This is a genomic window from Mumia quercus (genome assembly GCF_025506335.1).
Taxonomy (GTDB): domain Bacteria; phylum Actinomycetota; class Actinomycetes; order Propionibacteriales; family Nocardioidaceae; genus Mumia; species Mumia quercus.
In genome coordinates, this window is record NZ_JANZYO010000004.1 from 142079 (window position 1) to 166018 (window position 23940).

General features: G+C 71.7%; 19 protein-coding genes and 1 pseudogene. 6 read left to right on the forward strand and 14 right to left on the reverse strand.

What is annotated here, in order from left to right:
- From NYZ95_RS10025 to NYZ95_RS10035, 3 genes are all read right to left on the reverse strand, one after another.
- Positions 1-921 carry a MetQ/NlpA family ABC transporter substrate-binding protein gene (locus NYZ95_RS10025; protein ID WP_262851130.1) on the reverse strand — a complete coding sequence of 307 codons (921 nt, stop codon included), beginning with the start codon at positions 919-921 and terminating at the stop codon, positions 1-3.
- Between the two features lie 252 nt (positions 922-1173).
- Entirely contained in the window at positions 1174-2160 is a 987-nt protein-coding gene (locus tag NYZ95_RS10030) for a TAXI family TRAP transporter solute-binding subunit (protein WP_262851131.1), read from the reverse strand.
- Positions 2161-2167: 7 nt separating this feature from the next.
- Positions 2168-4291, reverse strand: coding sequence for a TRAP transporter permease (locus NYZ95_RS10035; protein ID WP_262851132.1), 2124 nt, complete (start codon positions 4289-4291; stop codon positions 2168-2170).
- Positions 4292-4396: 105 nt separating this feature from the next.
- On the opposite strand from NYZ95_RS10035, the gene NYZ95_RS10040 reads away from it, so the two are divergent.
- Positions 4397-5050 (forward strand): response regulator transcription factor, encoded by a 654-nt coding sequence (locus NYZ95_RS10040; RefSeq protein WP_262851133.1) that lies wholly within the window; start codon positions 4397-4399, stop codon positions 5048-5050.
- Between the two features lie 2 nt (positions 5051-5052).
- A complete protein-coding gene (locus NYZ95_RS10045) occupies positions 5053-6429 on the forward strand; it encodes a sensor histidine kinase (RefSeq protein WP_262851134.1) in 1377 nt (458 codons plus the stop codon).
- Here the strand turns inward: NYZ95_RS10045 and NYZ95_RS10050 are convergent.
- Positions 6420-6893: an SRPBCC family protein gene (locus tag NYZ95_RS10050; protein WP_262851135.1), complete on the reverse strand. Its 474-nt coding sequence runs from the start codon at positions 6891-6893 to the stop codon at positions 6420-6422. The genes NYZ95_RS10045 and NYZ95_RS10050 overlap by 10 nt on opposite strands.
- Before the next feature lie 16 nt (positions 6894-6909).
- Here NYZ95_RS10050 and NYZ95_RS10055 point away from each other — a divergent pair, with 16 nt between their 5' ends.
- Positions 6910-7257 carry an ArsR/SmtB family transcription factor gene (locus tag NYZ95_RS10055; RefSeq protein WP_262851136.1) on the forward strand — a complete coding sequence of 116 codons (348 nt, stop codon included), beginning with the start codon at positions 6910-6912 and terminating at the stop codon, positions 7255-7257.
- 3 nt (positions 7258-7260) lie between these two features.
- On the opposite strand, the gene NYZ95_RS10060 is transcribed toward NYZ95_RS10055, so the two are convergent.
- From NYZ95_RS10060 to NYZ95_RS10105, 10 genes are all read right to left on the reverse strand, one after another.
- On the reverse strand, positions 7261-8232 hold the full coding sequence (locus NYZ95_RS10060; protein ID WP_262851137.1) for a TAXI family TRAP transporter solute-binding subunit: 972 nt from the start codon (positions 8230-8232) through the stop codon (positions 7261-7263).
- Positions 8233-8355: 123 nt separating this feature from the next.
- Positions 8356-9105, reverse strand: coding sequence for an enoyl-CoA hydratase-related protein (locus NYZ95_RS10065; RefSeq protein WP_262851138.1), 750 nt, complete (start codon positions 9103-9105; stop codon positions 8356-8358).
- A gap of 40 nt (positions 9106-9145) precedes the next feature.
- Positions 9146-10315: an acyl-CoA dehydrogenase family protein gene (locus NYZ95_RS10070; protein WP_262851139.1), complete on the reverse strand. Its 1170-nt coding sequence runs from the start codon at positions 10313-10315 to the stop codon at positions 9146-9148.
- Positions 10312-12330 carry an ATP-binding protein gene (locus NYZ95_RS10075; RefSeq protein WP_262851140.1) on the reverse strand — a complete coding sequence of 673 codons (2019 nt, stop codon included), beginning with the start codon at positions 12328-12330 and terminating at the stop codon, positions 10312-10314. The genes NYZ95_RS10070 and NYZ95_RS10075 overlap by 4 nt, the downstream gene beginning before the upstream one ends.
- A 26-nt stretch (positions 12331-12356) precedes the next feature.
- A complete protein-coding gene (locus NYZ95_RS10080) occupies positions 12357-13964 on the reverse strand; it encodes an acyl-CoA carboxylase subunit beta (protein WP_262851141.1) in 1608 nt (535 codons plus the stop codon).
- A complete protein-coding gene (locus NYZ95_RS10085; protein WP_262851142.1) occupies positions 13961-15214 on the reverse strand; it encodes a winged helix DNA-binding domain-containing protein in 1254 nt (417 codons plus the stop codon). Before NYZ95_RS10085 ends, NYZ95_RS10080 begins: the two co-directional genes overlap by 4 nt.
- A gap of 10 nt (positions 15215-15224) precedes the next feature.
- Positions 15225-16427, reverse strand: a complete 1203-nt coding sequence (locus NYZ95_RS10090) for an acyl-CoA dehydrogenase family protein (protein ID WP_262851143.1) — start codon at positions 16425-16427, stop codon at positions 15225-15227.
- Positions 16424-18199, reverse strand: a complete 1776-nt coding sequence (locus tag NYZ95_RS10095; RefSeq protein WP_262851144.1) for an acyclic terpene utilization AtuA family protein — start codon at positions 18197-18199, stop codon at positions 16424-16426. The genes NYZ95_RS10090 and NYZ95_RS10095 overlap by 4 nt, the downstream gene beginning before the upstream one ends.
- The gene (locus tag NYZ95_RS10100; RefSeq protein ID WP_262851145.1) at positions 18196-19053 is read right to left on the reverse strand and encodes a TIGR03084 family metal-binding protein; all 858 of its coding nucleotides are present in this window, start codon (positions 19051-19053) and stop codon (positions 18196-18198) included. Before NYZ95_RS10100 ends, NYZ95_RS10095 begins: the two co-directional genes overlap by 4 nt.
- Positions 19053-19652: a TetR/AcrR family transcriptional regulator gene (locus NYZ95_RS10105; RefSeq protein ID WP_262851146.1), complete on the reverse strand. Its 600-nt coding sequence runs from the start codon at positions 19650-19652 to the stop codon at positions 19053-19055. The genes NYZ95_RS10100 and NYZ95_RS10105 overlap by 1 nt, the downstream gene beginning before the upstream one ends.
- Before the next feature lie 104 nt (positions 19653-19756).
- Between NYZ95_RS10105 and NYZ95_RS10110 the strand changes: the two genes are divergently transcribed.
- The 3 genes and pseudogenes from NYZ95_RS10110 to NYZ95_RS10120 all read left to right on the forward strand — a co-directional run bounded on the left by NYZ95_RS10110 (position 19757) and on the right by NYZ95_RS10120 (position 23940).
- Positions 19757-20581: an MOSC domain-containing protein gene (locus tag NYZ95_RS10110; RefSeq protein WP_262851147.1), complete on the forward strand. Its 825-nt coding sequence runs from the start codon at positions 19757-19759 to the stop codon at positions 20579-20581.
- Positions 20582-20585: 4 nt separating this feature from the next.
- A pseudogene (locus NYZ95_RS10115) lies at positions 20586-21573 on the forward strand (DUF2804 domain-containing protein).
- A gap of 54 nt (positions 21574-21627) precedes the next feature.
- On the forward strand, positions 21628-23940 hold the full coding sequence (locus NYZ95_RS10120) for a glycoside hydrolase family 3 C-terminal domain-containing protein (protein WP_262851148.1): 2313 nt from the start codon (positions 21628-21630) through the stop codon (positions 23938-23940).

The following is a 23940-nucleotide window of genomic DNA, read 5'->3' on the forward strand; positions in this document are numbered from 1 at the left end:
CTACTGCTCCCGGATCTTCGACTGGACGTCCTCGAGCGTGCCGGCGAGCTCGTCGCCCGACAGCTTGACGACCTCCGCCGTGTCACCCGAGACCTCCTGCAGACCGTCGATGACGGGCTGGCTGTTCTGGAAGATCTCGACGAGCTTGAGGTAGGTCTCGTTGTCCTTGTCCTCTGCGCGGACCGCGAAGATGTTGACGTACGGCTGCGCGCTCGGGTCGCTCGCGTCATCCGTGACCAGCGCGTCGGAGAACGTGAGACCGGCCTTCTCGACGAAGTCGTTGTTGATGACGGCCGCGGCGACGTCCGGCAGGGAGGTCGGCGTCAGGTCGGCCTTGATCGCCTGGACCTTGACGCGCGAGGACTCCTCGACGTCGTTGAGCGTGGAGAACGGGCTGCCGCCGTCCTTCAGCGAGATGAGACCGGCCGACTGAAGGAGCAGCAGGGCGCGCGCCTGGTTGGTGTCGTCGTCGGGCACGACGACCGTGTCGCCGTCCTTGATCGCCTCGACCGAGTCGACCTTCTGCGAGTAGAGACCGAGCGGGTAGATCGCCGTCGACCCGATCGGGTAGAGGTCGTCGTCGTTCTTCACGTTGTAGTCGGCGAGGTAGATGATGTGCTGGAACTGGTTGATGTCGATCTCACCCTCGCTGACCGACGGGTTCGGCTGCGCGTAGTCGGCGAAGTCGATGACCTCGACGTCGATGTCCTCCTTGGCAGCCTCCTCCTTGAACGTCTTCCAGTACGGGTCGCTCGCTCCGACCACGCCGAGCTTGACCTTGGTCATCCCCGCGGCTGCGTCGTCTCCCCCACGTACGGCGAAGAAGACGCCGACGGCCACGGCGAGCGCGACGACGGCGGCGACGATCCACACCCCCTTGCGGGACTTCGGCGGTGCGACCTGGGGGACCTGCTCAGACATCATGGCTCCTCGTATGGATGGTTTCGGAATGTTCGCCCGCCATCGAGACTGCGTCGCGATCCCGCATTCTGACCAGTCGTCTCACGATCTGAGATCCAGGACGAGTCGGAAATCCCCGGGAAACATGGGGATCGACGAGAAGCCGCGTGACGGACACCACGAAACCGGCACCCCACCGCAGAGTGCGTGCCCCACTGGAAGCAACCAGTGGGGCACGCACGCTGCGTGGGGCCGACGAAGAGCCCGCCGCCGCTACTGCAAGTCGTCGATCGCGCGCTGCGAGCCCGGGTGGACCGGGATCGGGTCGGACGAGGCGGCGTCCTCGAGGCGGATGTCCTTCGCCGCCGGGTGCACGGCGGTCAACGCGTCGGTCTCCTCGAAGACGATCGTCGTCAGCGCGCAGGCCACGTTGTCGGCCATGTCGTTGCGCGCGAGCAGGACGTTCGGGACGACGACCGTCGGCACGTCGGCGTCGAGCTCGTACGTCGCCGCCGGGATGCTGCCCTCCTCGTACACGGGGTTGATCTCCTGGAGGGCCGGGAGCTCGGTCGTGATGTCGAGGAACGTCACCTTGTCGCCCATCGACGTGAAGAGGTCGGTGATGGCCGGCGTCGGGAGGCCACCGGACCACACGAGTCCGTCGATCGAGCCGTCCTTCATGCCGTCGACGGTCTTGGTGAGGTCGAGGCGCTGCGCCGACACGTCCTCCTGGGACAGGCCGGCCGCCTCGATGAGCCGCTGGGCGATGACCTCCGTGCCCGACTTCGGCGAGCCGGTCGAGATCCGCTTGCCCTTGAAGTCCGCGATCGACGAGATGCCGGAGTCGGTACGGACGATGACCTGCGTGTAGTTGGGGTAGATGCGCCCGATCGAGGAGACCTCCTGCTTCTCCGTGAACGAGCCGGTCCCCGCCACCGCGTCGGCGGCGGTGTCAGCGAGGGAGAATGCGAGGTCGTAGTCGCCGGCGACGAGCTGCTGCACGTTCTGCACCGACGCCCCGGTCTCGGCCGCGGTGGCCTTGAGGTCGGTCTCGTCGCTGATGATCTTCGCGAGACCACCGCCGACCACGTAGTAGACGCCGGTCGAGTTGCCGGTCGCGATGCCGATGCGTCCGGATCCGGCGTCGCAGCTGTCGGCGTCGCCGCCGGACTGGTTGTCGTCCTGCTGTCCCCCGCACGCCGCGAGGGCGAGGGAGGCGGTGAGCGCGCCGACGGCGAGCAGCGTACGGGTCTGTCTCATGGGTTCTTCACTCCTGGGTGGTGGGTGTGGCGGACGGTGTCGTGGTGGGTGGGTTCGTACGGCGGCCGACGACGTGGAGCGCCACCGCCGCGGCGAGGAGCGCGAGCCCGATCGCGATCGAGAGCGGGACGAGGTAGAGGAGGAGCAAAGCGGCGGGGATGCAGAGCAGCCGCTCCGGGCGCCGCGTCGGTCCGAACATCCAGCCCGAGGTCGCGACGGCGAGCGCAGCGACGGCAAGACCGGCGACGACGGTGGTCCACACGACGTCGATCAGCGCGCCCTGACCCAGCAGGTGCTCGCCGTTGTCGGTCATGAGGAAGGCCATCGGCGCGAGGAAGGCAGGCAGCGTGTACTTGCACGCCTGCCACATCGTCGGGATGACCTTGCCGCCGGTGATCGCCGCCGAGGCGACCGCCGCCAGCGCGGTCGGCGGCGACACCTCCGACAGGACGGCGTAGTAGAAGATGAACATCGCGACCTCGGGGCCGCCCGCACCGAGGCTGATCAGCGCCGGGCCGATGATGATCCAGCTGAGGATGAAGGACGCGGTCACCGGGACGGCGAGCCCGAGGACGATGATCGCGACGGCCGAGAACAACGCGCTCAGCACGACGAGCGACGCGTCGTTGGGCGCGAGGGCGTCCGCGGCGTCGACGAGGAGCGACGAGAGCACCTGCCCGAGGCCGGTCTTGGCGATCGTGGAGGTGATGACACCTGCCGCCGCGCACACCGCGATGACGGGCACCGCGGCGCGGATCCCCGTCGCGAGCGCCACGTACAGCCGGTGCACGTAGTCGCTCAGCGACTCCCGCAGCGGCAGGCGCTCGGCGTCCTCAGGCCGCTCGTCGATGCCGCCGACGAAGCGGCGACGCGACAGCAGCGCCTCCAGCAGTCCGAAGAAGGCCGCGACCCCGGTCGCGTACACGACGGCCTTGAACGGCGGGACGTCCATGGCGAGGAAGACGACGATGACGCCCAGGCTGACGAAGTGGTAGCCGAACCGCCCGAGGAGCGCCCACGGGCTGTTCACGTCGACGTCGACGCGACGCGCTCCGAACCGGCGAGCGTCGATCTCGACGGCGAGGAAGATGCCGAGGTAGTAGAGCAGGGTGGGGACGAGCGCCCAGCCGAGCACCTGGAGGTACGAGACGCCGAGGTACTCCGCGATGATGAACGCGGCCGCACCCAGGGTCGGCGGAGACAGGATCGCCCCGATGCCGGAGGCCGCGAGCATGCCGCCCGCCGCCTCGCGCGGGTAGCCGGCCCGCTTGAGGATCGGCCACGCGAACGACCCGAGCGTCACTGCGGTGGCGGTGCCCGACCCGGATACGGTTCCTAACAAGAAGCCCGAGGTCGCGACCGTACGCCCCGGCGCCGTGCCCGACTTCCGGAACAGCGAGAAGCTGAACTCCACGAAGAAGCGCCCGGCCCCCATCCGGTCGAGGACAGCACCGTAGATCGTGAACAGCACGATGTAGGTCGCGGCGACGTCCAGCGGCACCCCGAAGAAGCCGCTCGCCTCGTTGTAGAGGGCGTTGACGATCTGGTCGATGTCCTCGCCGCGGTGCGAGATCGCCCACGAGAGCGGCAGCAGCCCGCCGTAGTACGCGTACGCGAGGAACACCGCGCAGACGATCGGCAGCACCCAGCCGGTCGTACGGCGGGTCGCCTCGAGGACGAGCACCAGAAGGAGAAGGCCGGCCGCGACGTCGATCGCACCGAGGGCGCCCTGCCGGTCCAGGAAGGCGGAGAACCCTCCTCCCCCTTGCTCCCACTCCGGGAGCGGGAGGACCGGGTAGAGGCCGACGACGAGCGCCGCGAGCGCGAGCGCCCAGTCGACGGGACCCGGGTCGTCGCGGCCGTACTTGCTCCGTCGGGCGCGACCGCGGTAGAGGAGGAACGCCAGCGGCAGAGTGACACCCAGGAACACCACGAGGTAGTACTGGTTGCCCTCCCGCAGAGGGAAGAACACCTGGCGCAGCACGAACACCGCGACCACGAAGCACCAGAGCGTGATCAGGCGCTCCCAGCGAGGAGACAGTCGCCGGGACGGGCGCTCCTCGTCGTACTCGGCGGCGAGGTGGTCGAGGTCGGTCTGGTCGACCGGGGTGTCGGAGGTTGCCCTGGGCATGACGGGTAACGTAACCGTGAGCCACGTCACACCCGTGCACGCGGGCTCGAGGCTTTACACAGGCTTGACGTCCGCACGGACACCCCCGGGAGGACCCTCGTGCGCGTGCTGCTCGTCGAGGACGACGACGCGGTGGCTGGTGCGCTCGGAGCAGCCCTTCAGCGGGTCGGTCTGGCCGTCGACCGCGCCGCTGACGCCGAGGAGGGATGGCGCAAGCACACCCAGGCGTCGCTCGTCCTGCTGGACATGGGGCTTCCGGACTCCGACGGCCTCGCGCTGGCGCGCCGGATCCGTTCCGCGAGCGAGGTCCCGATCATCGCGGTCACCGCACGCCGCGCCGAGGCGTCGGTGGTGGCGGCGCTGCAGGCCGGCGTCGACGACTACGTCACCAAGCCGTACAGCACCCAGGTGCTGCTCGCCCGGATCGATGCCGTCATGCGGAGGAGCGGTCGCGGTGTCGCCGTGGGCGAGGTTCGGGTCGGTGCTCTCGCGCTGGAGCCGCAGGAGCAGCGGGCGACGTACGGCGGCGAGCTGCTCGACCTCACGAGGAAGGAGTTCGCCCTGCTGCTCGTCCTCGCGCAGAACGCCGGCCACGTCGTCACGCGCGCGGAGCTGATGGAGCGGATCTGGCAGACCACCTGGGTCGGCGGTTCGCGGACCCTCGACGTCCACGTCGCGAGCCTGCGCGCCAAGCTCGGCGACGGCGACCTCGTCGAGACCATCAGGGGGACCGGCTACCGCCTCCGCGCCCCGGGGTGATCGTGCGCCGTCGCCTCCTCACGCTCTCGACGATCGCCCTGTCGGCCCTGCTCGCGGCGATGATCGTCCCGCTGATCGGCACGTACGCGTCGGACCGCACGCAGGAGCTGTTCGTCACCCGGCAGGCCGACGTCAACCGCTTCGCGGTGGTCGCCGGGACCGCGCTCGAGACGGGGTCGGTCGCCTCGTTGCGCGCGGAGCTCGATCGGTACGAGGAGGTGCACGGCGCGCGCGTCGTCGTGGTCGACGCCGACCGCCAGACGGTCGCGACGTCGCCTGGCGACCTCGACCCAGGGACGGTCGCCCGGCCGGTGGCACGGGCACTCGCCGGCAACAGCGCCGAGAAGCCCGATCCCGTCTGGCCCTGGTCGGACGACACGTTCGTGATCGCGTCGCCGATCGGGCGCGACGCCCACGTGCTGGGCGCCGTGGTCATGGAGACGCCCACGGCGGCGGCGCGCCACGACGTCGCGATGCGGCTCGCCCTGCTCGTCGCGGCCGGGTTCGCGGTGCTGCTGGCCGCGGCGGCGGGAGTGGCCGTCCCGCTCGTGCGGTGGATCTTGCGTCCCGTCGGCGATCTCGACGACGCCGCCCGCCGCGTGGCTCACGGCGAGCTCACGACCCGCGTGCCGGAGAGCACCGGGCCGCCCGAGCTGCGCCGGCTCGCGACGTCGTTCAACGACATGGCCAACCACGTCCAGCTCGCCCAGCGCCAGCAGAGCGACCTCGTCGCCGACGCGTCCCACCAGCTCGGCAACCCGCTGACCGCGCTGCGCCTGCGGGTCGAGACGCTGTCGGCCGACGCCTCGCCGGAGGACGCCGCCCAGCTCGACCTCGTGCTCGCCGAGACGGACCGGCTCACCCGGATCGTGGACTCGCTGCTCGACCTCGGGCAGGTCGGTGCCGATCCGCCGCCGGTGAAGGAGGTCGACCTCGTCGTCGCCGTCCGGGAGCGCTGCCGGATGTGGGAGCCCGCCCTGCCCGGCCTCGTCGTCGACGCTCCGGCGGAGGCGGTCGCGCTCGCGAGCGACGAGGTCGTCGACGTCTTCCTCGACGCCGCGCTCGACAACGCGGCGAAGTTCGCGCCCGGCTCGCCGGTCGAGGTGACGGTGGCCCGCCCTCTCGACGGCGTGTCCGTCGCGGTCAGGGACCACGGCGAGGGGATCCGGGGCGACGACCTCGAGAAGGTCGGATCGCGGTTCTTCCGCAGCGCCCAGCACCAGAACGTCCGGGGCACCGGACTCGGCCTGGCGATCGTGCGCGCCCACGTCGTACGGGTCGGGGGGACCTTCTCCGTCGCCGGACCTCCTGATGGGGGCTTCGAGGTGCGGGTCACGCTGCCCCACCCGTGCCGCCGCCCGTCCCCAGGTCAGGCGTAGAAGCCCTCGCGCAGGTTGATGCCGTGCTCGAGCCACACCTTGAGCGCGGCGAGCATGCCCGTCCATCCGGCGCAGTTGCCGAACGCGTTCTCCGCGCCGGCCTCCGTCGCTCGCCATGACGACTCGGTGATCGTCACGAGCGTGCGGGTGTCGCCGTCGACGGGGTCGAGCGTGAAGGTGGTGGTGGTCTTGCCGTCGTCGGCAGCCGACTCCTGACCGTCCCAGCGGATCACGAGCCGCCGCGGCGGGTCGGCCTCGACGACCACCACAGGGAACTCGCCCGGGAAGTCGTGGAAGTCCCAGGTGACGGTGCTGCCCGCCTCGAGCCGACCGCGAGCACCTCCCGTCGTGAAGTAGCGAGAGAGCTGCTCCGGGTCGGCGATCGCCTCGTACACCTCGGCGCACGGCCTCGCGACGTGACCGGACACGGTGAACCGGAGCTCGTGAAGGGCGCTGTCGTTCATGTGATATTTTTACAACATGTCGCCCGGTGCCCACAACCCCACGGACGACGACCTCGTCTTCAAGGCGCTCGCGTCGCCGACCCGACGCAGGATGCTCGACCTCCTCCGCGAGGACACCCGGACCACGGGCGAGCTCTGCGCGCTCCTCCCCGACCTCGACCGGACCACCGTGCTGCAGCACCTGCGCGTGCTGGAGCGCGCCGCCCTGGTCACCGGGCGCAAGGTGGGCAGGGAGCGTCGGCTCGCGCTCGCCCCGCTCCCGATCAAACGCATCCACGACCGGTGGATCAGCGACTACACGCGGGCCGCGGTCGACCTGCTCGCAGGCCTGGACTCCGACGTTCCCGACGACCCCGCTCGATGACGCTCAGCCGCTCCGCTCACGGTAGTAGCGCAGCGCACCGGGGTGCAGAGCCAGCGGCGACGTGAAGATCGCCGCTCCGAGCGTCGGCTGCCCTACCCCGGGCTCGAGGCGCTCGATCTCGTCCTGCCGCTCGAACGCGACCCGCGTGACGGCGTACGCCAGCGGCTCCGGCATCGCCGGGCTGGCGATCAGGTAGTTCTTGACGCTGAGCGTGCTCACCGCGTCGCGCAGGCCGTACGCCGAAGGCGGGATCGGCGCGCGGACGTACTGCGGGCCGTGCGCGGCGACCATCGGCTCGACGGTGCCGCCGAGCTCGAGGAGCCGCAGCGGGACGTCGCGCGCCAGCGCCGCGATCGCCTGGTTGGGGAGCCCACTCACGAAGAAGAACGCGTCCAGCCGACCCGCCCGCAACGCCTCTGCCGACGTCTCGAGCGCAGTGTCGACGAACGTCGCAGCCGGCGCCCGGACGTCGTGGACCTCGAGGATGCGCGTCGCGATCACCTGCGTCCCGGAGCCGTCGGCACCGACACCGATCCGAGCGCGCGCGAGGTCCGCGACCTCGCGGTGAGGCGAGTCCTCGCGGACGACCAGGTGGACGAAGCTGTCGTACATCCGGGCGAGCGCGACCAGCTCGTACGCGCGCGCCGTCGCCGCGGACGTCGGCGGGACGACCGCCTGGGCCGCAGCGTCGCCGAGCGAGAACCCGAGGTCGCACGCGCCGTCCGCGACGAGGCGGAGGTTCTCGAGGGAGGCGTTCGTCGTACGTGTCCGCACGCGCGCGCCGTCGAGCTCGCGCTCGAGCACTGCCGCGAGCGCCCGGCCGTAACGGACGAAGACGCCGCCCGGGTTGCCCGTCGCGACCGAGAGCTCGGCGCCGTCGACGGCGTCCCAGCGCGGTCCGACACAGCCGGTCAGGCCGGCGAGCAGAGGCAGGCCGAGAGCAGCCAGGGCGCGACGGCGGCTCAGCTCGGGCACAGGGGGATCCTAGCCGCTTGCAGCTCGTACAGATGTTCGGATACGCTGCAGGTCCGGGGGAAGCAAGAAGGCCCGTGGGCACGACCGGACGGGGGACCGATCGTGCCCACGGGCGCTTGCGCGTCAGCCCTTCTTGCGGTTGAGGAACGCCAGCATCGCCGTGCGCGCCTCGTCCGAGCCGAAGAGCCGGCCCGACAGCTCCGCGACCTCGTCACCGAGGCGGTCGATCCGCGCCACGAGGTCGGCATTGAGGAGCGCCTTGGTCTCGCGCAGGCCCTGCGGGTACGCCTTGCGGAGCTCGTCGAGGACCTGACCGAGCGCCGCGTCGAGCGCGTCGGGCGCCACCGCCTCGGTGACCAGCCCGTACTCGACGGCCTGGGCCGCCGTGAACTTCGCGCCCGTGAGGAACGTCCGTGCCGCAGCACGGGGTGTCATCCTCTCCAGCGCGGTCAACGAGATCACCGCAGGCGCGAGCGCCAGGCGGACCTCGGTGAAGGCGAACGTCACGTCGTCGGAGCAGACGACGACGTCGGCAGCACCCACGATCCCGAGCCCTCCTGCGCGGACCGGCCCGTGGAGGCGGACCACGACCGGCTTGGACAGGGTGGCGATGAGGCGCTGGAGGGCGACCAGCCCCTTCGCGCCCTCGACCATCCCGCCGCCCGCCGCCTCGGAGAGATCGGCGCCGGAGCAGAACACCGGACCGGCCGCGGCGATCACGACGACGAGCGCGTCGGGATCGGCCGCCGCGGTCTCGAGGTGGCCGACGAGCTCGGTCACGAGCTGCGCCGACAAGGCGTTGCGGTTGTGCTGGCTGTCGAGTGTGATCGTGGCGACCTGGTCGGCGACCTCGAGGCGGACGAGCTCGGTCATGCGGTGACTCCTTCGACGTGGGTGCGGGTCGGGGCGGGCATCAGTACGACTTCGGCAGGCCGAGCGAGAACTGCGCGATGAAGTTGAGCACCATCTCACGGCTGACCGGCGCGATGCGCGACAGCCGCGACGCCGCAAGCATCTGCACCAGCCCGTACTCCTCCGCCAGTCCGTTGCCGCCATGCGTCTGGATCGCCCGGTCCACGGCGTTGCACACGACCTCGCCGGCCGCGTACTTCGCCATGTTCGCCGCTTCGCCTGCCCCCATGTGGTCACCGGCCGCGTAGAGCGCGGCGGCCTTCTGCGTCATCAGGCGGGCGAGCTCGATCTCGATGTGCGTCTGCGCGAGCGGGTGGGCGACCGCCTGGTGGGCACCGATCGGCGCCTTCCAGACCTGCCGGGTCTTGGCGTACTCGGTCGCGATCTCGAGCGCGAGCCGCGCCGTGCCGGTCGCGAACGAAGCCGCCATGATGCGCTCGGGGTTGAGGCCCGCGAAGAGCTGTTCGATCCCGGCGTCCTCGCTGCCGATGAGCGCGTCGTACGGCAGGGCGACGTCGTCGAAGAACAGCGTGAACTGCTTCTCCGGGCTCACGATCCCCATCGGGATCTCCTGGTACGTGAACCCCGGCGTGTCGGTCGGCACGAGGAACAGCGCCGGCTTGAGGTTGCCGGTCTTGTGGTCCTCGGTCCGCGCGACGACCAGGACGTGGCTCGCCTCGTCGACACCGGAGATGTACGTCTTGCCGCCGGTCAGACGCCAGCCGCCGTCCTCCTCGCGGTAGGCGGTGGTGATGATCTTGTGCGAGTTCGAGCCCGCGTCGGGCTCGGTGATCGAGAACGCGAACGTGCTCGTCCCGTCGGCCAGGCCCGGCAGCCAGCGCTGCTTCTGCTCGTCGGTGCCGTACTGGGCGATGATCGTGCCGACGATCGCCGGCGACACGACCATGAGCAGGAGCGGGCTGCCGGTGGCGGCCAGCTCCTCGCAGACCGCGGCGAGGTCACCGATCTCGCCGCCGCCGCCCCCGTACTCCTCGGGCACGGCGACACCGAGGTAGCCGAGCTTGCCGGCCTCCTCCCAGAGCTCGGTGGTCTTGCGACCCTCGGCAGCGGCCCGGTTGAAGTAGTCACGGCCGTACTTGCGTCCCAGGTCGCGGACCGCCTTGCGCAGGGCCTGACGCTCCTCGGACTCGGAGAATGCGGTGGTGGTCATGCGGGGTCTCCTTCGACGTTCTCCTGAGCGGCGGCTTCCTCGATCACGGCGAGGACGGCACCGGACTCGACCTGGCTGCCGGCCGCGACCGCGAGCTCGGCGACGACACCGTCGGTCGGCGCGGTGATGGTGTGCTGCATCTTCATGGCCTCGAGGACGAGGACGACGTCGCCCTTCGCCACGCTCTGGCCCTGCTCGACCGCCACCGACACCACGGATCCGGGCATCGGGGCCAGCAGCGAGCCCTCGGCCACCTGGTCGGCCGGGTCGACGAAACGCGGGACGACCGCGAGGTCCAGCGGACCCTGCGGCCCGTCGACATCGACGAAGCCCGCACCGAGGGTGACCGCGTACGACTCCTCCACGCCGTCGTGGACGAGGACGACCCGGTCGGCAGCGACGCTCGCCGCCGTGGTGGCCTCGTCCTCGCCGACCGGCACGAGCCGGCCGCGCTGGGACGCGTACGCGACCGTCAGCTCCTCGCCGCCGACGGCGTACGAGGCGGTGAGGGGCTGGGACGGCACGTTGCGGAAGCCGGCGGGGATGCGCGAGAGCACTCGCGCCCCCTGCGCCGCGGCGGTGGCCGAGGCGAGCGCCGCGGCGACCGCGTACCGGCGGACGACGGAAGCGTCGCCGCGCGGCTGCGACCAGTCCGCGAGCTTCTCCTCCAGGAGCAGCGTGCTCAGCGCGGCGGGGTCGGAGAACTCCCCCGCCCCGAGGATCCCGCGGAGCAGGTCGAGGTTGGTCGCGACGCCGTGGATCCGCGTCCGGTCGAGCGCGCCGCGCAGCGCGCGCGTCGCCGTCGCGCGGTCCGGCCCGTACGCGATGATCTTGGCGAGCATCGCGTCGTAGTGGATGCCGACCTCGCTGCCGCCCTCGATGCCGGAGTCGAGACGAAGCCCGTGCCCCGTGAGCGTCCCGAAGCGTGTCGTCGCGCCCGGCACCTCGAACGCCCGCACGGTGCCCGTCTGGGGAGCGAACCCGTCGGCCGGGTCCTCCGCGTAGAGACGGACCTCGATCGCGTGACCCCGTGACACCGGCGGCTCGGCGAGCCCGGTGACCTCGTGCAGCGCCCGCCCCTCGGCGACGGCGATCTGCAGCGCTACCAGGTCGAGCCCGGTGACGGCCTCGGTCACGGGGTGCTCCACCTGCAGGCGGGTGTTCATCTCCAGGAACGACACCAGGGCATCGCGGTCGTCGCGCTCGGCGACGAGGAACTCGACGGTGCCGGCGCCGGTGTAGCCGACCTGCTTGACCAGGGCACGCGCTGCGTCGTGCAGCGTGGTGCGGGTGGCCTCGGAGAGGCCGGGCGCCGGCGCCTCCTCGACGACCTTCTGGTGACGGCGCTGCAGCGAGCAGTCGCGGTCGCCGACGACCCAGCAGGTGCCGTGGACGTCGGCCATCACCTGGACCTCGACGTGCCGCGCGTGCTCGAGGTAGTGCTCCACGAACACCGTGGCGTCACCGAACGCCGAGCCGGCCTCGGCCGCTGCCTGCTCGAGCGCCGCAGGAAGGGCGTCCAGCTCGCGCACGACACGCATGCCGCGCCCGCCGCCGCCGGACGACGCCTTCACCACCAGCGGCAGGTCGGCCTCGGTCATCGCCTCCGGCTCGAGCATGCCCGCCACGGGCCCACCGGCCTGGGCCATGAGCTCCTTGGAGCGGACCTTCGAGCCCATCGCCTCGATCGCCTCGGGGTCCGGACCGATCCAGACCAGGCCCGCCTCGCGTACGGCCGCGGCGAACTCGGCGTTCTCGGAGAGGAAGCCGTAGCCGGGGTGGATCGCGTCGGCGCCGGTGGCCTTCGCTGCCGCGATGACGAGGTCACCACGCAGGTACGTCTCGGCGGGCGCGTTGCCCGGGAGGCGTACGGCCGCGTCGGCGTCGGTCACGAACGGCGCGTCCGCGTCGGCGTCGGAGTGCACCGCCACGGTCGCGATGCCGAGCGCACGGCACGTCGCGAACACACGGCGTGCGATCTCGCCGCGGTTGGCGACGAGCACCTTCTGGATCATCTTGCTCTCTCCGTTGGTAGAAACCGTCACAGCCGGAACACCCCGTAGCCACGGGCCCCTTCGATCGGGGCGTTCGCGATCGCGCTCAGGCAGATGCCGAGCACGGTGCGCGTGTCGCGCGGGTCGATGACACCGTCGTCGTACAGCAGCCCGGACGTGAAGTACGCCAGCGACTGCTCCTCGATCTGCTTCTCGATGAACGCGCGCATCTGCTTGTCGCCGTCCTCGTCGTACGGCATGCCCTTGGCCTCGGCCGCTCCGCGGGCGACGATCGAGATCACGCCGGCCAGCTGAGCCGGACCCATGACGGCCGACTTGGCGTTGGGCCAGCTGAACATGAACCGCGGGTCGTACGCACGACCGCTCATGCCGTAGTGCCCGGCACCGTACGAGGCGCCCATGACGACCGAGATGTGCGGCACCGTCGAGTTGGAGACCGCGTTGATCATCTGCGCGCCGTGCTTGATGATGCCGCCCTGCTCGTACTCCGCGCCCACCATGTAGCCGGTGGTGTTGTGGAGGAACAGCAGCGGGGTGTCCGTCTGGTTGGCCAGCTGGATGAACTGCGCCGCCTTCTGCGCCTCCTCGCTGAACAGGACGCCCTGCGCGTTGGCCAGGATGCCGATCGGGTAGCCGTGGATCTGGGCGAACCCCGTGACCAGCGACGACCCGTACAGCGGCTTGAACTCGTCGAAGCCCGTCCCACCGTCGACCTCCGGGCCGTCCACGATGCGCGCGATCACCTCGCGCGGGTCGAACGGGACCTTCAGGTCGCTCGGGACGATCCCGAGCAGCTCCTCGGGGTCGTACGCCGGCTCGGCGTACGACGCCTTCGGCGTCGGACCCTGCTTGCGCCAGTTGAGGCGGCGCACGATCTGGCGGCCGAGGCGGATCGCGTCGCGCTCGTCCACCGCGAGGTAGTCGGCGAGACCCGAGACGCGGGCGTGCATCTCCGCACCGCCCAGCGACTCGTCGTCGGACTCCTCGCCGGTGGCCATCTTCACCAGCGGCGGGCCGCCGAGGAAGACCTTGGCGCCCTCCTTGACCATGACGACGTAGTCGCTCATGCCCGGGACGTACGCGCCACCGGCGGTCGAGTTGCCGAAGACGAGCGCCACGGTCGGTACGCGCGCGGCGCTCGACTGCGTGATGTTGCGGAACGTCGCGCCGCCGGGGATGAAGATGTCCTTCTGCGTCGGCAGGTCGGCGCCGCCGGACTCGACGAGGTTGATCGTCGGGAGCCGGTTCTCGGCGGCGATCTGCGCGGCGCGCAGGCCCTTCTTGACGGTGAGGGGGTTGCTGGAGCCGCCCTTCACCGTCGGGTCGTTCGCGATGATCATGCACTCGACGCCCTCGACGACGCCGATGCCGGAGATCAGCGAGCCGCCGACCGGGAAGTCGGTGCCCCACGCGGCCAGCGTGGACAGCTCCAGGAACGGCGCGCCTTCGTCGAGCAGCAGCTCGATGCGCTCGCGCGCGAGCAGCTTCCCACGCTTGTGGTGGCGGGCGACGTACTTCTCACCGCCTCCCGCGAGCGCCTTCGCGTGCTGCTCGGCGAGGTCGTCGATCTTCTCGAGCAACGCCTCGCGGTTCTCGTGGTACGTGGGTGACGCGGTGTCCACCGTCGTCGTCATCGTGGTGCCTCCATGATCAGCTCGACCCGGGTGTCGAGGTAGTGGGAGAAGCGGTCGGCCTGCTCCGCGAACCTGTCGCGGACGGCCGAGGTCGTGTCGGTGAGGAGCGTCAGGCTGACGCTCGCGGGATCGTTCTTGCGGGTGGGGCGCGTCCACTTCCAGCCGCCGACGACGCGCCCTTCGTCGACGGCGAGGCCCCAGAAGAAGAGGCCTTCGATCGGCTCGCGCACGTAGTCCGTGCTCGCGTCGACGGCCTGGCGGTTCTTGTAGGCGATGAGGTACTCGTCGTACGGCGGCAGCAGCCGGCTGGTCGAGCCCTCCACGCTGGTCGAGTAGGCCGAGCCGCTAGGCGAGGCCGTATCGAGACCCTCCACGCTGGTCGAGTAGGCCGAGCCGCTAGGCGAGGCCGTATCGAGACCCCCCACGCTGGTCGAGTAGGCCGAGCCGCTAGGCGAGGCCGTATCGAGACCCTCCAGGTCCCAGTACGTCAGCCCCTCGCGCTCGTACGAGACCGCGCCGGCCGCCTCGTACCCGCGCCGCGCGTCGCCGACCGTGATGCCGCCCCACCAGGAGAGGTCGTGCGGCGTCGCCGGGCCGTGGCCGCGGAGGTAGCACTCCGCCAGCCGGGCGACCGCCTCGTCGTGGTCGACGGGGTCGGCGGCCGGCACCCGGTCGTCGAAGGCGGCGAAGGTCTGCTGCTTGCCCTGCGGCGCACCGCTGATCGCGACCCGGTCGAGCTCGGCGGCGAGGGTGAGGAAGCCTGCGCGTTTCGTCGTGTCGACGCCGCGCGCCTCGAGCCGCTCCGCGATCTGCTTGCGGGTGAGGTGCTCGCCGTCGGCGAGGATCTCACCGACGGCGTCGAGGATCCGGGCCCGCTCGTGCGGGTCGTCGAGCCCGTTCGCCCGCCACGCCGACGCCAAGGAGCGCACGATGCGTGGCCCGGTGAGCTCCAGCATCCAGCGCGCATCCGCGGGACGCACGAAGTGCCAGGTCGGGCGCAGCACGTGGGTGCGCAGGATCTCTCCGGCCGCCACCAGCGCCTCGACCTCGGCCGCCGTCGGGGCGCCCTCGCTGCGTTGCGAGAGCGCCCACCCGGCGTCGACGTACTCCTGCGCCTGCACCGCGCCGAGCCGCTCGACCACGTCGACCGGGGAGGCGAACGGCTCGCCGACGAGCCGCTGCCGGCTCAGGCGGGCGCTGCGCAGCGGCGACCAGTCACCGTCTGCGGGCTCGGAGTACGTGGCGACCATGGAGAACTCCTCAGAACCCCAGGATCTTGGCGACCAGGTCGTTCATCACCTCGGTGGCGCCGCCACCGATGCCGAGGATGCGCGCGTCACGGTAGTGGCGCTCGACCTCCGTCTCGCGCATGTATCCGGCGCCGCCGAAGATCTGCACTGCCTCGTTCACGACGAACTCGCAGGCCGCGACCGCGTCGTTCTTCGCCACAGCGGCGTCAGCGGCCAGACGCATCTGGTCGATGTCGGCACCTGCGGAGGCCGCAGCCGCGCGCTCGACGACCTGCCGCGTGAACGCGCGCGCCGTCGTGGTCGCCCGGTGCATCTCGACCAGCTTGTGCCGGATCACCTGGCGGCTCGCGAGCGGCCGCCCGAACGTCTCGCGCTCCTTGGTGTAGCCGGCGGCGAGGTCGAGAGCACGCTGCGCGGTCGCGTACGCCTGGACCGCGAGGCTCAGCCGCTCGTTCACGAACTGCTGCATGACGAGGACGAAGCCGCCGTTCTCCTCGCCGACGAGGTTCTCGGCAGGCACGCGGACGTCGTCGAAGGCGAGCTCGGCGGTGTCCGAGCAGTGCCACCCCATCTTGCGCAACGGGCGTTGGACGGCGAAGCCCGGCGTCCCCTTGTCGACGACGAGCAGCGAGATGCCTCCGAAGCCGTCGCCACCGGTGCGCACCGCGGTCGTCACGAAGTCGGCGCGGACGCCGGAGGTGATGAAGGTCTTCGCGCCGTTGACGACGTACGCGTCGCCGTCGCGCGCCGCGCGGGTGCGCAGGTTGGCGACGTCGGAGCCGCCGCTCGGCTCGGTCACGCCGAGCGAGCCGATCATCTCGCCGGCCAGCGTCGGGCGGACGTACCGCTCGACCAGCGCCTCGGTGCGCTCGGTCGGCGCCATCCGGTGGGCGCTGACCAGGTGCGGCAGCGCGATGCCGTGCGTGAAGAGCGCCGCGATCAGTCCGGAGGAGCCGCCGGCCTCGATGATCGCCTCGCTGACGACCGAGATGTCGACGATGTCACCACCCTGGCCGCCGACCTCCTCGGGAAAGGCGATGCCGAGGATCCCCGCGGCGGCTGCCTTCTTGTGCAGCTCGCGCGGGATCTCGCCGTCGTCCTCCCAGCCGGCGAGGAACGGGGTGATCTCCGTGGTCGTGAAGCGGGTGACGGCCTCGCGCAGCGCCGTGCGCTCGGGCGTCGACCAGGCGTCGTACGGGGCGGACACGGTCATGGGAGGAGCTCCTCGGGGACGTCGACGACACGGGCACGGAGCCACTCGCCCAGCGCCTTGGCCTGGGGGTCGAAGCGGGTGGATGCGGCAACCCCGTCACCGAGGAAGCCGTGCGCGACCACGTTGACGGCGCGCAGGTTGGGCAGCGGGTGGATCTCGAGGTCGAGGTCGGCCGCCTCGGGGATCAATGTCCTGAAGGTCTCGGCGTCGAGCAGCTCGACCAGCCACGCGTACGCCGCGTCGGGGTCGGCGACGTCGCTGCGGACCCAGACGCCGACGTTGGCGTCGCCGCCCTTGTCGCCGCTGCGGGTGTGGACCACCCGCCCCAGCGGCACCGCTCGCGAGTCACCGCGTGCGGGGTCGCGAGTCACCGCGGGTGCGGAATCCTCTCGCGAGTGTGCGCGAGGTGACTCGCGAGTGTGCGCGGGGTGACTCGCGAGCGTGGAAGTGGGGGCGGGGATGTCGAGGCGGGTGCCGTCGGCGAGCACCACGGTGTGCGGGACGACCTCCTGCGGGACGTAGGCCGGGGTGTAGACCCCGTACGGCGTCCCCGCCGCGGGCGGCCGGGTGACGGTGAAGCCGGGGTACGACGCGAGGGCGAGCTCGACCGCCGCGGAGGAGAACGCGCGCCCGACCGGGTCGGGAGACATCGCCTTCACGTGGCAGCGCAGGAGCGCGGTCGCGCGTCCCTGCGTCTCGGGGTCCTCGACGTCGGTGCGGTCGAGGTCCCAGACGACCTCGTCGGGTATCCCCGCCGGCGACTGCGCGAGGGCGTCCTCGACCTGCAGCCGCACCAGCGCGGCCTTCTCCTCGATGTCGAGCCCGGTCAGCACGAACTCGACGCTGTTGCGGAAACCGCCGAAGGAGTTGAGCGCGACCTTCGTCGTCGCCGGCGGAGCGGACCCGCGCACTCCGGACACCGCCACCCTGTCCTCGCCGTCCTGCGTGAGGACGACCGAGTCCAGGTGGGTGACGACGTCAGGGCCGGCGTACGCGGGGCCGCCGATCTCGTACACGAGCTGCGCCGTGACGGTGTCGACGGAGACGACGCCTCCGGTCCCCTCGTGCTTGGTGATGACGCTGCTGCCGTCGGCGGCGATCTCGGCGATCGGGAAGCCGGGGTGCAGCATCGTCTTGGGGTCGAGCGTCGCGAATCCGGAGAAGTTGCCGCCGGTCGCCTGCGCCCCGCACTCGACGACGTGACCGGCGACGACGGCGCCGGCGAGGGCGTCGTAGTCCTCGCGCCCCCACCCGTACGCGTGGATCGCCGGTCCGACGACGACCGAGGCGTCGGTGACGCGGCCGGTCACGACGACGTCCGCACCGGCGTCGAGGGCGGCGGCGATGCCGAACGCGCCCAGGTAGGCGTTGGCGGTGATCGGCGGCTGCCCGCCGTGGCCGACGAGGCCGAGCTCGTCGGCCCGCGGCCGCAGGTCGTCGCCCTCGACGTGGGCGACGACGATGTCGAGACCCTGCTCGGAGGCGATCTCGCGCAGCTTCTCGGCGAGGCCTGCCGGGTTGAGGCCGCCGGCGTTGGTGACGATCCGGACGCCGCGCTCCTTCGCCAGGCCCATGCAGTCGGTCATCTGGCGGACGAACGTCTTGGCGTAGCCGAGCGAGGCGTCCTTCATCCGGTCGCGGCCGAGGATGAGCATCGTGAGCTCGGCAAGGTAGTCGCCGGTCAGGTAGTCGAGGTCGCCGTCGGTCAGCATCTCCCGCATGGCGGCGAGACGGTCACCGTAGAAGCCGGAGCAGTTGCCGATGCGGATCATGCCGCGCCCTCCCCGGTCTGCTTGCTTCCGCGCGGCTGCGGGTCGGGACCCGGGAGCCCGGCGAAGGCCTGGATGATGTCGAGCCACTCGTCGGCGGCGTCGCCGTGGGCGACGACGTCGACGTCGTCGCGGGTACGGCGGCGGGTGGCGAGCAGCGCGAAGTCGTAGCCGTCACCGGTCACGCGGTCGGTCGCGTCCTCCGGCCCCCAGGCCCAGGTCTCGCCGTCGGTCCCGACGAGCTCGACGCGCACGGGCGTGGACGGGATCTCCCGACCGCGGACGAGGTAGGCGAAGCCGCGGGTACGGAAGCCGAGGTTGGCGACGTGCTTGGCCCGCGCCGTGCGCGGGAGCTCGATGCCGAACGCCTCGGCGACGTCGCGGCCGTGGGCCCAGGTCTCCATGAGGCGCGCGGTCGCCATCGACGCCGGGCTCATCGGCGGGCCGAACCACGCGATCTTCTCGCCCGCGGGCACCGCACGCAGCGCGTCGGCGAGCGCGCGGCGTCCCTCGCGCCACGTGGCGAGGAGCTCCTGGGGGGTGAGCGCGGCGAGGCGGTCGGCCTCGGCGTCGACGTAGCCGGTCGGGTTGTCGACCGCGTTCTTGATCAGCGTCGCGAACGCCTCGCCACCCTCGATCGCCGCCAGCGAGGCGCTGTCGGTCCAGTGGAGGTGCGCGATCTGGTGCGCGACGTCCCAGCCTGGCGCGGGCGTCGGGGTGGCCCAGCCGTCGTCGTCGAGGCCGGCCACGATCGCGTCGAGCTCCTGGCTCTCGGCGTCGAGGTCGGCGAGCACGGACTCGAGGACCGCGGAGCGGCTCGGGTCGGCGGTCGGGTCGGGCGAGTTTTCGGTGCTCATCAGCGTTCCAGCTCCGTGTCGAGGGTGATCGCCCACGCGTCGAGGATCGACGTGCGGCGTGCGGTGTCGTCTGAGAGAGAGGCGGCGAGCCCGAGCCCGCGCATGAGGTCGAGCGTCGCCTGCACGAGCTGCCGGTTGCGGCCGCGGTTGTCGTCGATGCCCAGCAGGTCGACGGCGTACGCGTGCACCTCGCGGCCGACGCGGCGCTCCAGCGGACCGACCGCGGCGCGCAGCTCGTCGTCGGTGCGCGCGGCGACCCACAGCTCGAGCGCGGCGAAGAAGACCGGGGAGACGAACTGGGCGGCGAGGACGTCGAGGACCGCCCGCGTACGCCCCTGGGCGGGCAGGGCCTGGACAGCGGCGGCGAGCTCCTCGCGGCGTCGCTCGGTCAGGTGCTCGACCGCGGCGATGACGAGGGCCTGCTTGCTCGGGAAGTGGTGCAGCTGGGCGCCTCGGGAGACACCCGCGCGTTGGGAGACGACGGTCGTGCTCGTCCCGGACCAGCCGAGCTCGACGAGCGAGTCGACGGTCGCCTCGAGCAGCCGCTGGCGCATCAGCCGGCTGCGTTCACCCTGCGGGGTCCGTGTGGTCGCCGTCACCGTGCCATCATCACTCGCCAACTAACAAACAGTCAACCCTGTCTTTTTCTGCGAGACGGCAAAAGCCGGTCGAGCCGCCGCGTCGCTCCCCCTACGCTGACCCCGTGCGCATCGCGTCTCTGCACCTCTATCCCGTCAAGTCCACCGCCGCCCACGACGTGGACCGCGCCACGGTCGAGCCGTGGGGACTGGCCGGCGACAGACGGTGGCTCGTGGTGGGTCCGGACGGACACAAGGTCGACGCCATCGCACACCCCCGGATCCTGTCGGTGCGTGCGACCCCCACGGTCGACGGGCTTCTCCTGCGGGCCGACGGGCTCGCCGAGCTGGCGGTCGCCCGACCGGTCCACGGCACGCCGGTGCCCGTCGGCGTGTCCCGGCTCGAGACCCTGCGGTACGCGGGGCGCCACGCCGAGGCCTGGATGTCCAAGGCGATCGGCACGCCCGCACGACTCGTGTGGCTGGACGATCCGCAGCGGCGTCCGATGTCGCTGTCCCACGGGGGGACGGGCAGCGAGCCGCTGTCGCTCGCCGACACCGCACCGATCCTGCTCACCACCACGCCCTCGCTCGCCCGGCTCGACGAGTGGATCGCCGAGACGTCGGACCACGCCCCGCTCGCGATGGCCCGCTTCCGCCCCAACGTCGTCGTCGAGGCGGACCCCGACGAGCTCGCGCCGTTCGCGGAGGACCGGTGGCGGACCGTTCTGCTGGGCGACGTGCCCTTCCGCTTCGCCGAGCTGTGCGACCGCTGCGCGATCACGCTCGTCGATCCGCAGACCCTCGAACGCGGGCACGAGCCCATCCGTACCTTGGCCCGCCGGCGCAAGTGGGACGGAGTCACGTGGTTCGGCGTGCGGATGGCGCCGACGGCCATCGGCACCCTCGAGGTCGGCGCCCCGGTGACGGTGACCCGCGCACTACCGTGACCGCATGCGCGAGCGCGAGATCACCACGCCTGTCGACCTCTGCCGTCCCGACGGGCGCCTGAACCCCGACGCGGTCGGCTGGACGCGCCGGCCGCTGCACCGCGCGAACCTCCGCGGCTGGGGCCGGACGAAGCGGTGGGAGTACTGGGGAGTCGTCTCCCCCACGCACGTGATCGGTCTCCAGGTGGCGTCGCTGGACTACGCGGCGGTGCACGGCCTGTACGTCCTCGACCGCCGCAGCGGCGAGGAGTGGCGTCACGACGCGACGGTCCCGCTCGGCCGCGGCGTCGTCCTTCCCGACCGCGCCGGCAGCGGGCGCGTCGCCGTCGTCGCCGGCGACCTGACGGTCGACATCGAGCAGCCGACCGCGGGGACGACCGGGCCGACGACGATCCGCGCGACCGCGCCTCGGATCTCCGTGGCGCTCACCGTCGATCAGCCCGAGGGCCACGAGTCGATGGGGGTCGTGGTGCCGTGGAGCCGGCGGCGGTTCCAATACACGGTGAAGGACCTCGCCCGCCCTGCCCGCGGCACGCTCGGGATCGACGGCGTCGCCCACCCGGTCACCGACGCGTACGCCGTGCTCGACCACGGACGCGGCGTGTGGCCGTACCGGATGACGTGGAACTGGGGCGCCGGATCCGGCCCCGGAGGCGACGCCGTCCAGCTCGGCGGCCGCTGGACCGACGGCACCGGCTCGACCGAGAACGCCCTCGTCGTCGGCGGCACTGTCCACAAGATCGGCGCGCCGCTCACCTGGTCGTACGACCGCGACGACTGGCGGGCGCCGTGGCGCGTCACGGGCGACGGCGCCCGCCGCGACCTTCCTCCCCGAGCACGTCCGCGTGGCTCGTACGGAGCTCGTCGTCCTCGGCAGCTCCACCCACCAGGCCTTCGGCACCTGGACGGGGTCCGCACGGGCCGACGACGGGACCACGCTGGCTCTCGACGGCCTCGTCGGGTGGGCGGAGGAGGCCCGTAACCGCTGGTGAGCGCGGGTGTCCTGCGCGAACCCCCTCGCGTGGTTACAGTCACCGCAGATTCACATGGCGATCGGGGGAACGATGTCAGGGGACGATTCAGCAGGAGCGGCGGACTCCGCCGCACGGCTGACCCTGGAGCAGAAGGCGTCGCTGACGTCCGGCAGCGACTTCTGGCACACGCAGCCGGTCGAGGAGGCCGACGTCCCGGCGATCATGATGGCCGACGGGCCGACAGGGCTGCGCAAGCAGGCAGGTGAACCCGGTCTCTCGCTCGGGATGGGGAAGAGCGTGCCCGCGACCTGCTTCCCCACGGCGACGTCGCTGGGCTCCTCGTGGGACCCCGACCTCGTCGAGCGCGTGGCCGCCGCGATCGCGCGCGAGGCCCGCGCCGAGGGCGTCTCGGTCATCCTCGCGCCGGGGGTCAACATCAAGCGATCGCCGCTGTGCGGCCGCAACTTCGAGTACCTCTCGGAGGACCCGTACCTCTCGGGCGAGCTCGGACTGGCGTTCGTGCGTGGCCTGCAGGCCGAAGGCGTCGGCGCCTCGGTCAAGCACTTCGCCGCCAACAACGCCGAGACCGACCGCATGAGGGTGTCGGCCGACGTCGACGAGCGGACGCTCCACGAGATCTACCTCGCCGCGTTCGAACGGGTCGTCACCGCAGGCGACCCGTGGACGGTGATGGCCTCGTACAACAAGGTCAACGGCACCTATGCCACCGAGAACGCCTGGCTGCTGCGCGAGGTGCTGCGCGACACGTGGGGGTTCGACGGCGTGGTGGTCTCCGACTGGGGTGCCGTGCACGACCGCGTCGCCGCGCTGCGCGGAGGCACCGACCTCGCGATGCCGCCCTTCGGCGACGACGAGGTGGTCGTCGAGGCGGTACGCGGCGGGACGCTCGAGGAGGGCGTCCTCGACGAGGCCGTACGCCGAGTGCTGGCGCTGGTCGACCGCGCCGGCGAGGCGGCCGAGGCCAACACCCACACGCTGGACCCGCACGCGCTCGCCCGTGAGGCAGCCGTCGCCGGATCGGTGCTGCTCAAGAACGAGCCCGTCGGTGGCGCACCGCTGCTGCCCTTGAGCGAGTCGGCGGAGGTGGTGGTCGTCGGCGAGCTCGCCCGTACCCCTCGCTTCCAAGGCTCCGGCTCGTCGCGGGTGAACCCGACGCGCGTCGACGTCCCGCTCGACGCGCTGCGCGAGACCTGGGGCGACGACGTGCCGTTCGCCGCCGGCTACACGCTCGACGGGAGCCCGGAGGAGGACCGCGCGTTGCGCGCCGAGGCCGTCGAGGCCGCGCGAGGCGGGCGTACGGTCGTCTGCCTGCTGGGCCTGCCGGAGTCGTACGAGTCGGAGGGGTACGACCGGAACCACCTCGACCTGCCGCCCGCGCAGGTCGAGCTCGTCCAAGAGCTCGTGGCGGTGAACCCGCGGGTCGTCGTGGTGCTCGCCAACGGCGGCATCGTCACGCCCGTCGCCTGGTCGCGCGAGGTCCCTGCGCTGCTCGAGACGTGGCTGGCCGGGCAGGCCGTCGGGTCGGCGATCGCCGAGGTGCTCAGCGGGCGCGCCGAGCCGACCGGCAGGCTGGCCGAGACGATCCCGTTCCGGCTGGAGGACACGCCTGCGTTCCTCGACTTCCCTGGCCACCTCGGACACTCGCGGTACGGGGAGGGTGTCTTCGTCGGCTACCGGTACTACGACGTGAAGCGCATCCCGCCGGCCTACCCGTTCGGCCACGGCCTGGGCTACACGACGTTCTCGCAGGGTGACCTCTCGGTCGAGGTCACCGGCAGCGGGGACGAGGTGCGGGCGAGCGTCTCGGTGACGGTGACGAACACCGGCGGGCGTACGGGCACGGACGTCGTGCAGGTCTACGTCAGCGACCTGGACTCCCCCGTCGCGCGCCCCGAGCGGGAGCTGAAGGGCTTCGCGAAGGTGACGCTCGAGCCCGGGGCCTCCGAGCGCGTCGAGCTGGAGCTCGGACCACGCGCGTTCGCGTACTGGCACCCTGTCCTGCGCCGCTGGGTCGTCGAGCCCGGCACGTTCACCGTCTCGGTCGGCGCCTCGGCCGCCGACCTGCGCCGCAGCGTGACGGTCACGGTGGAGGGGACCGAGATCCGTACGCCGCTGACCCCGCAGTCGACGGTGGCCGAGTGGGAGGCCGACCCTGTCGGCGGACCGCTCCTCGCGAGCGCGTTCGGCGCGCGGGGCGCCGAGCTGAAGGCCAACCCGATGGCGGCAGAGGTGCCGCTCGACGTCCTCGTGGGCCTGGCCGGCTTCCCGCGCGAGAACATCGACGCCCTCGTCGAGGCGGCGGGCGGCGCCGACACCTCAGACGACGACGCCCAGGACGACGGGGCCCAGGACGACGGGGCCTGA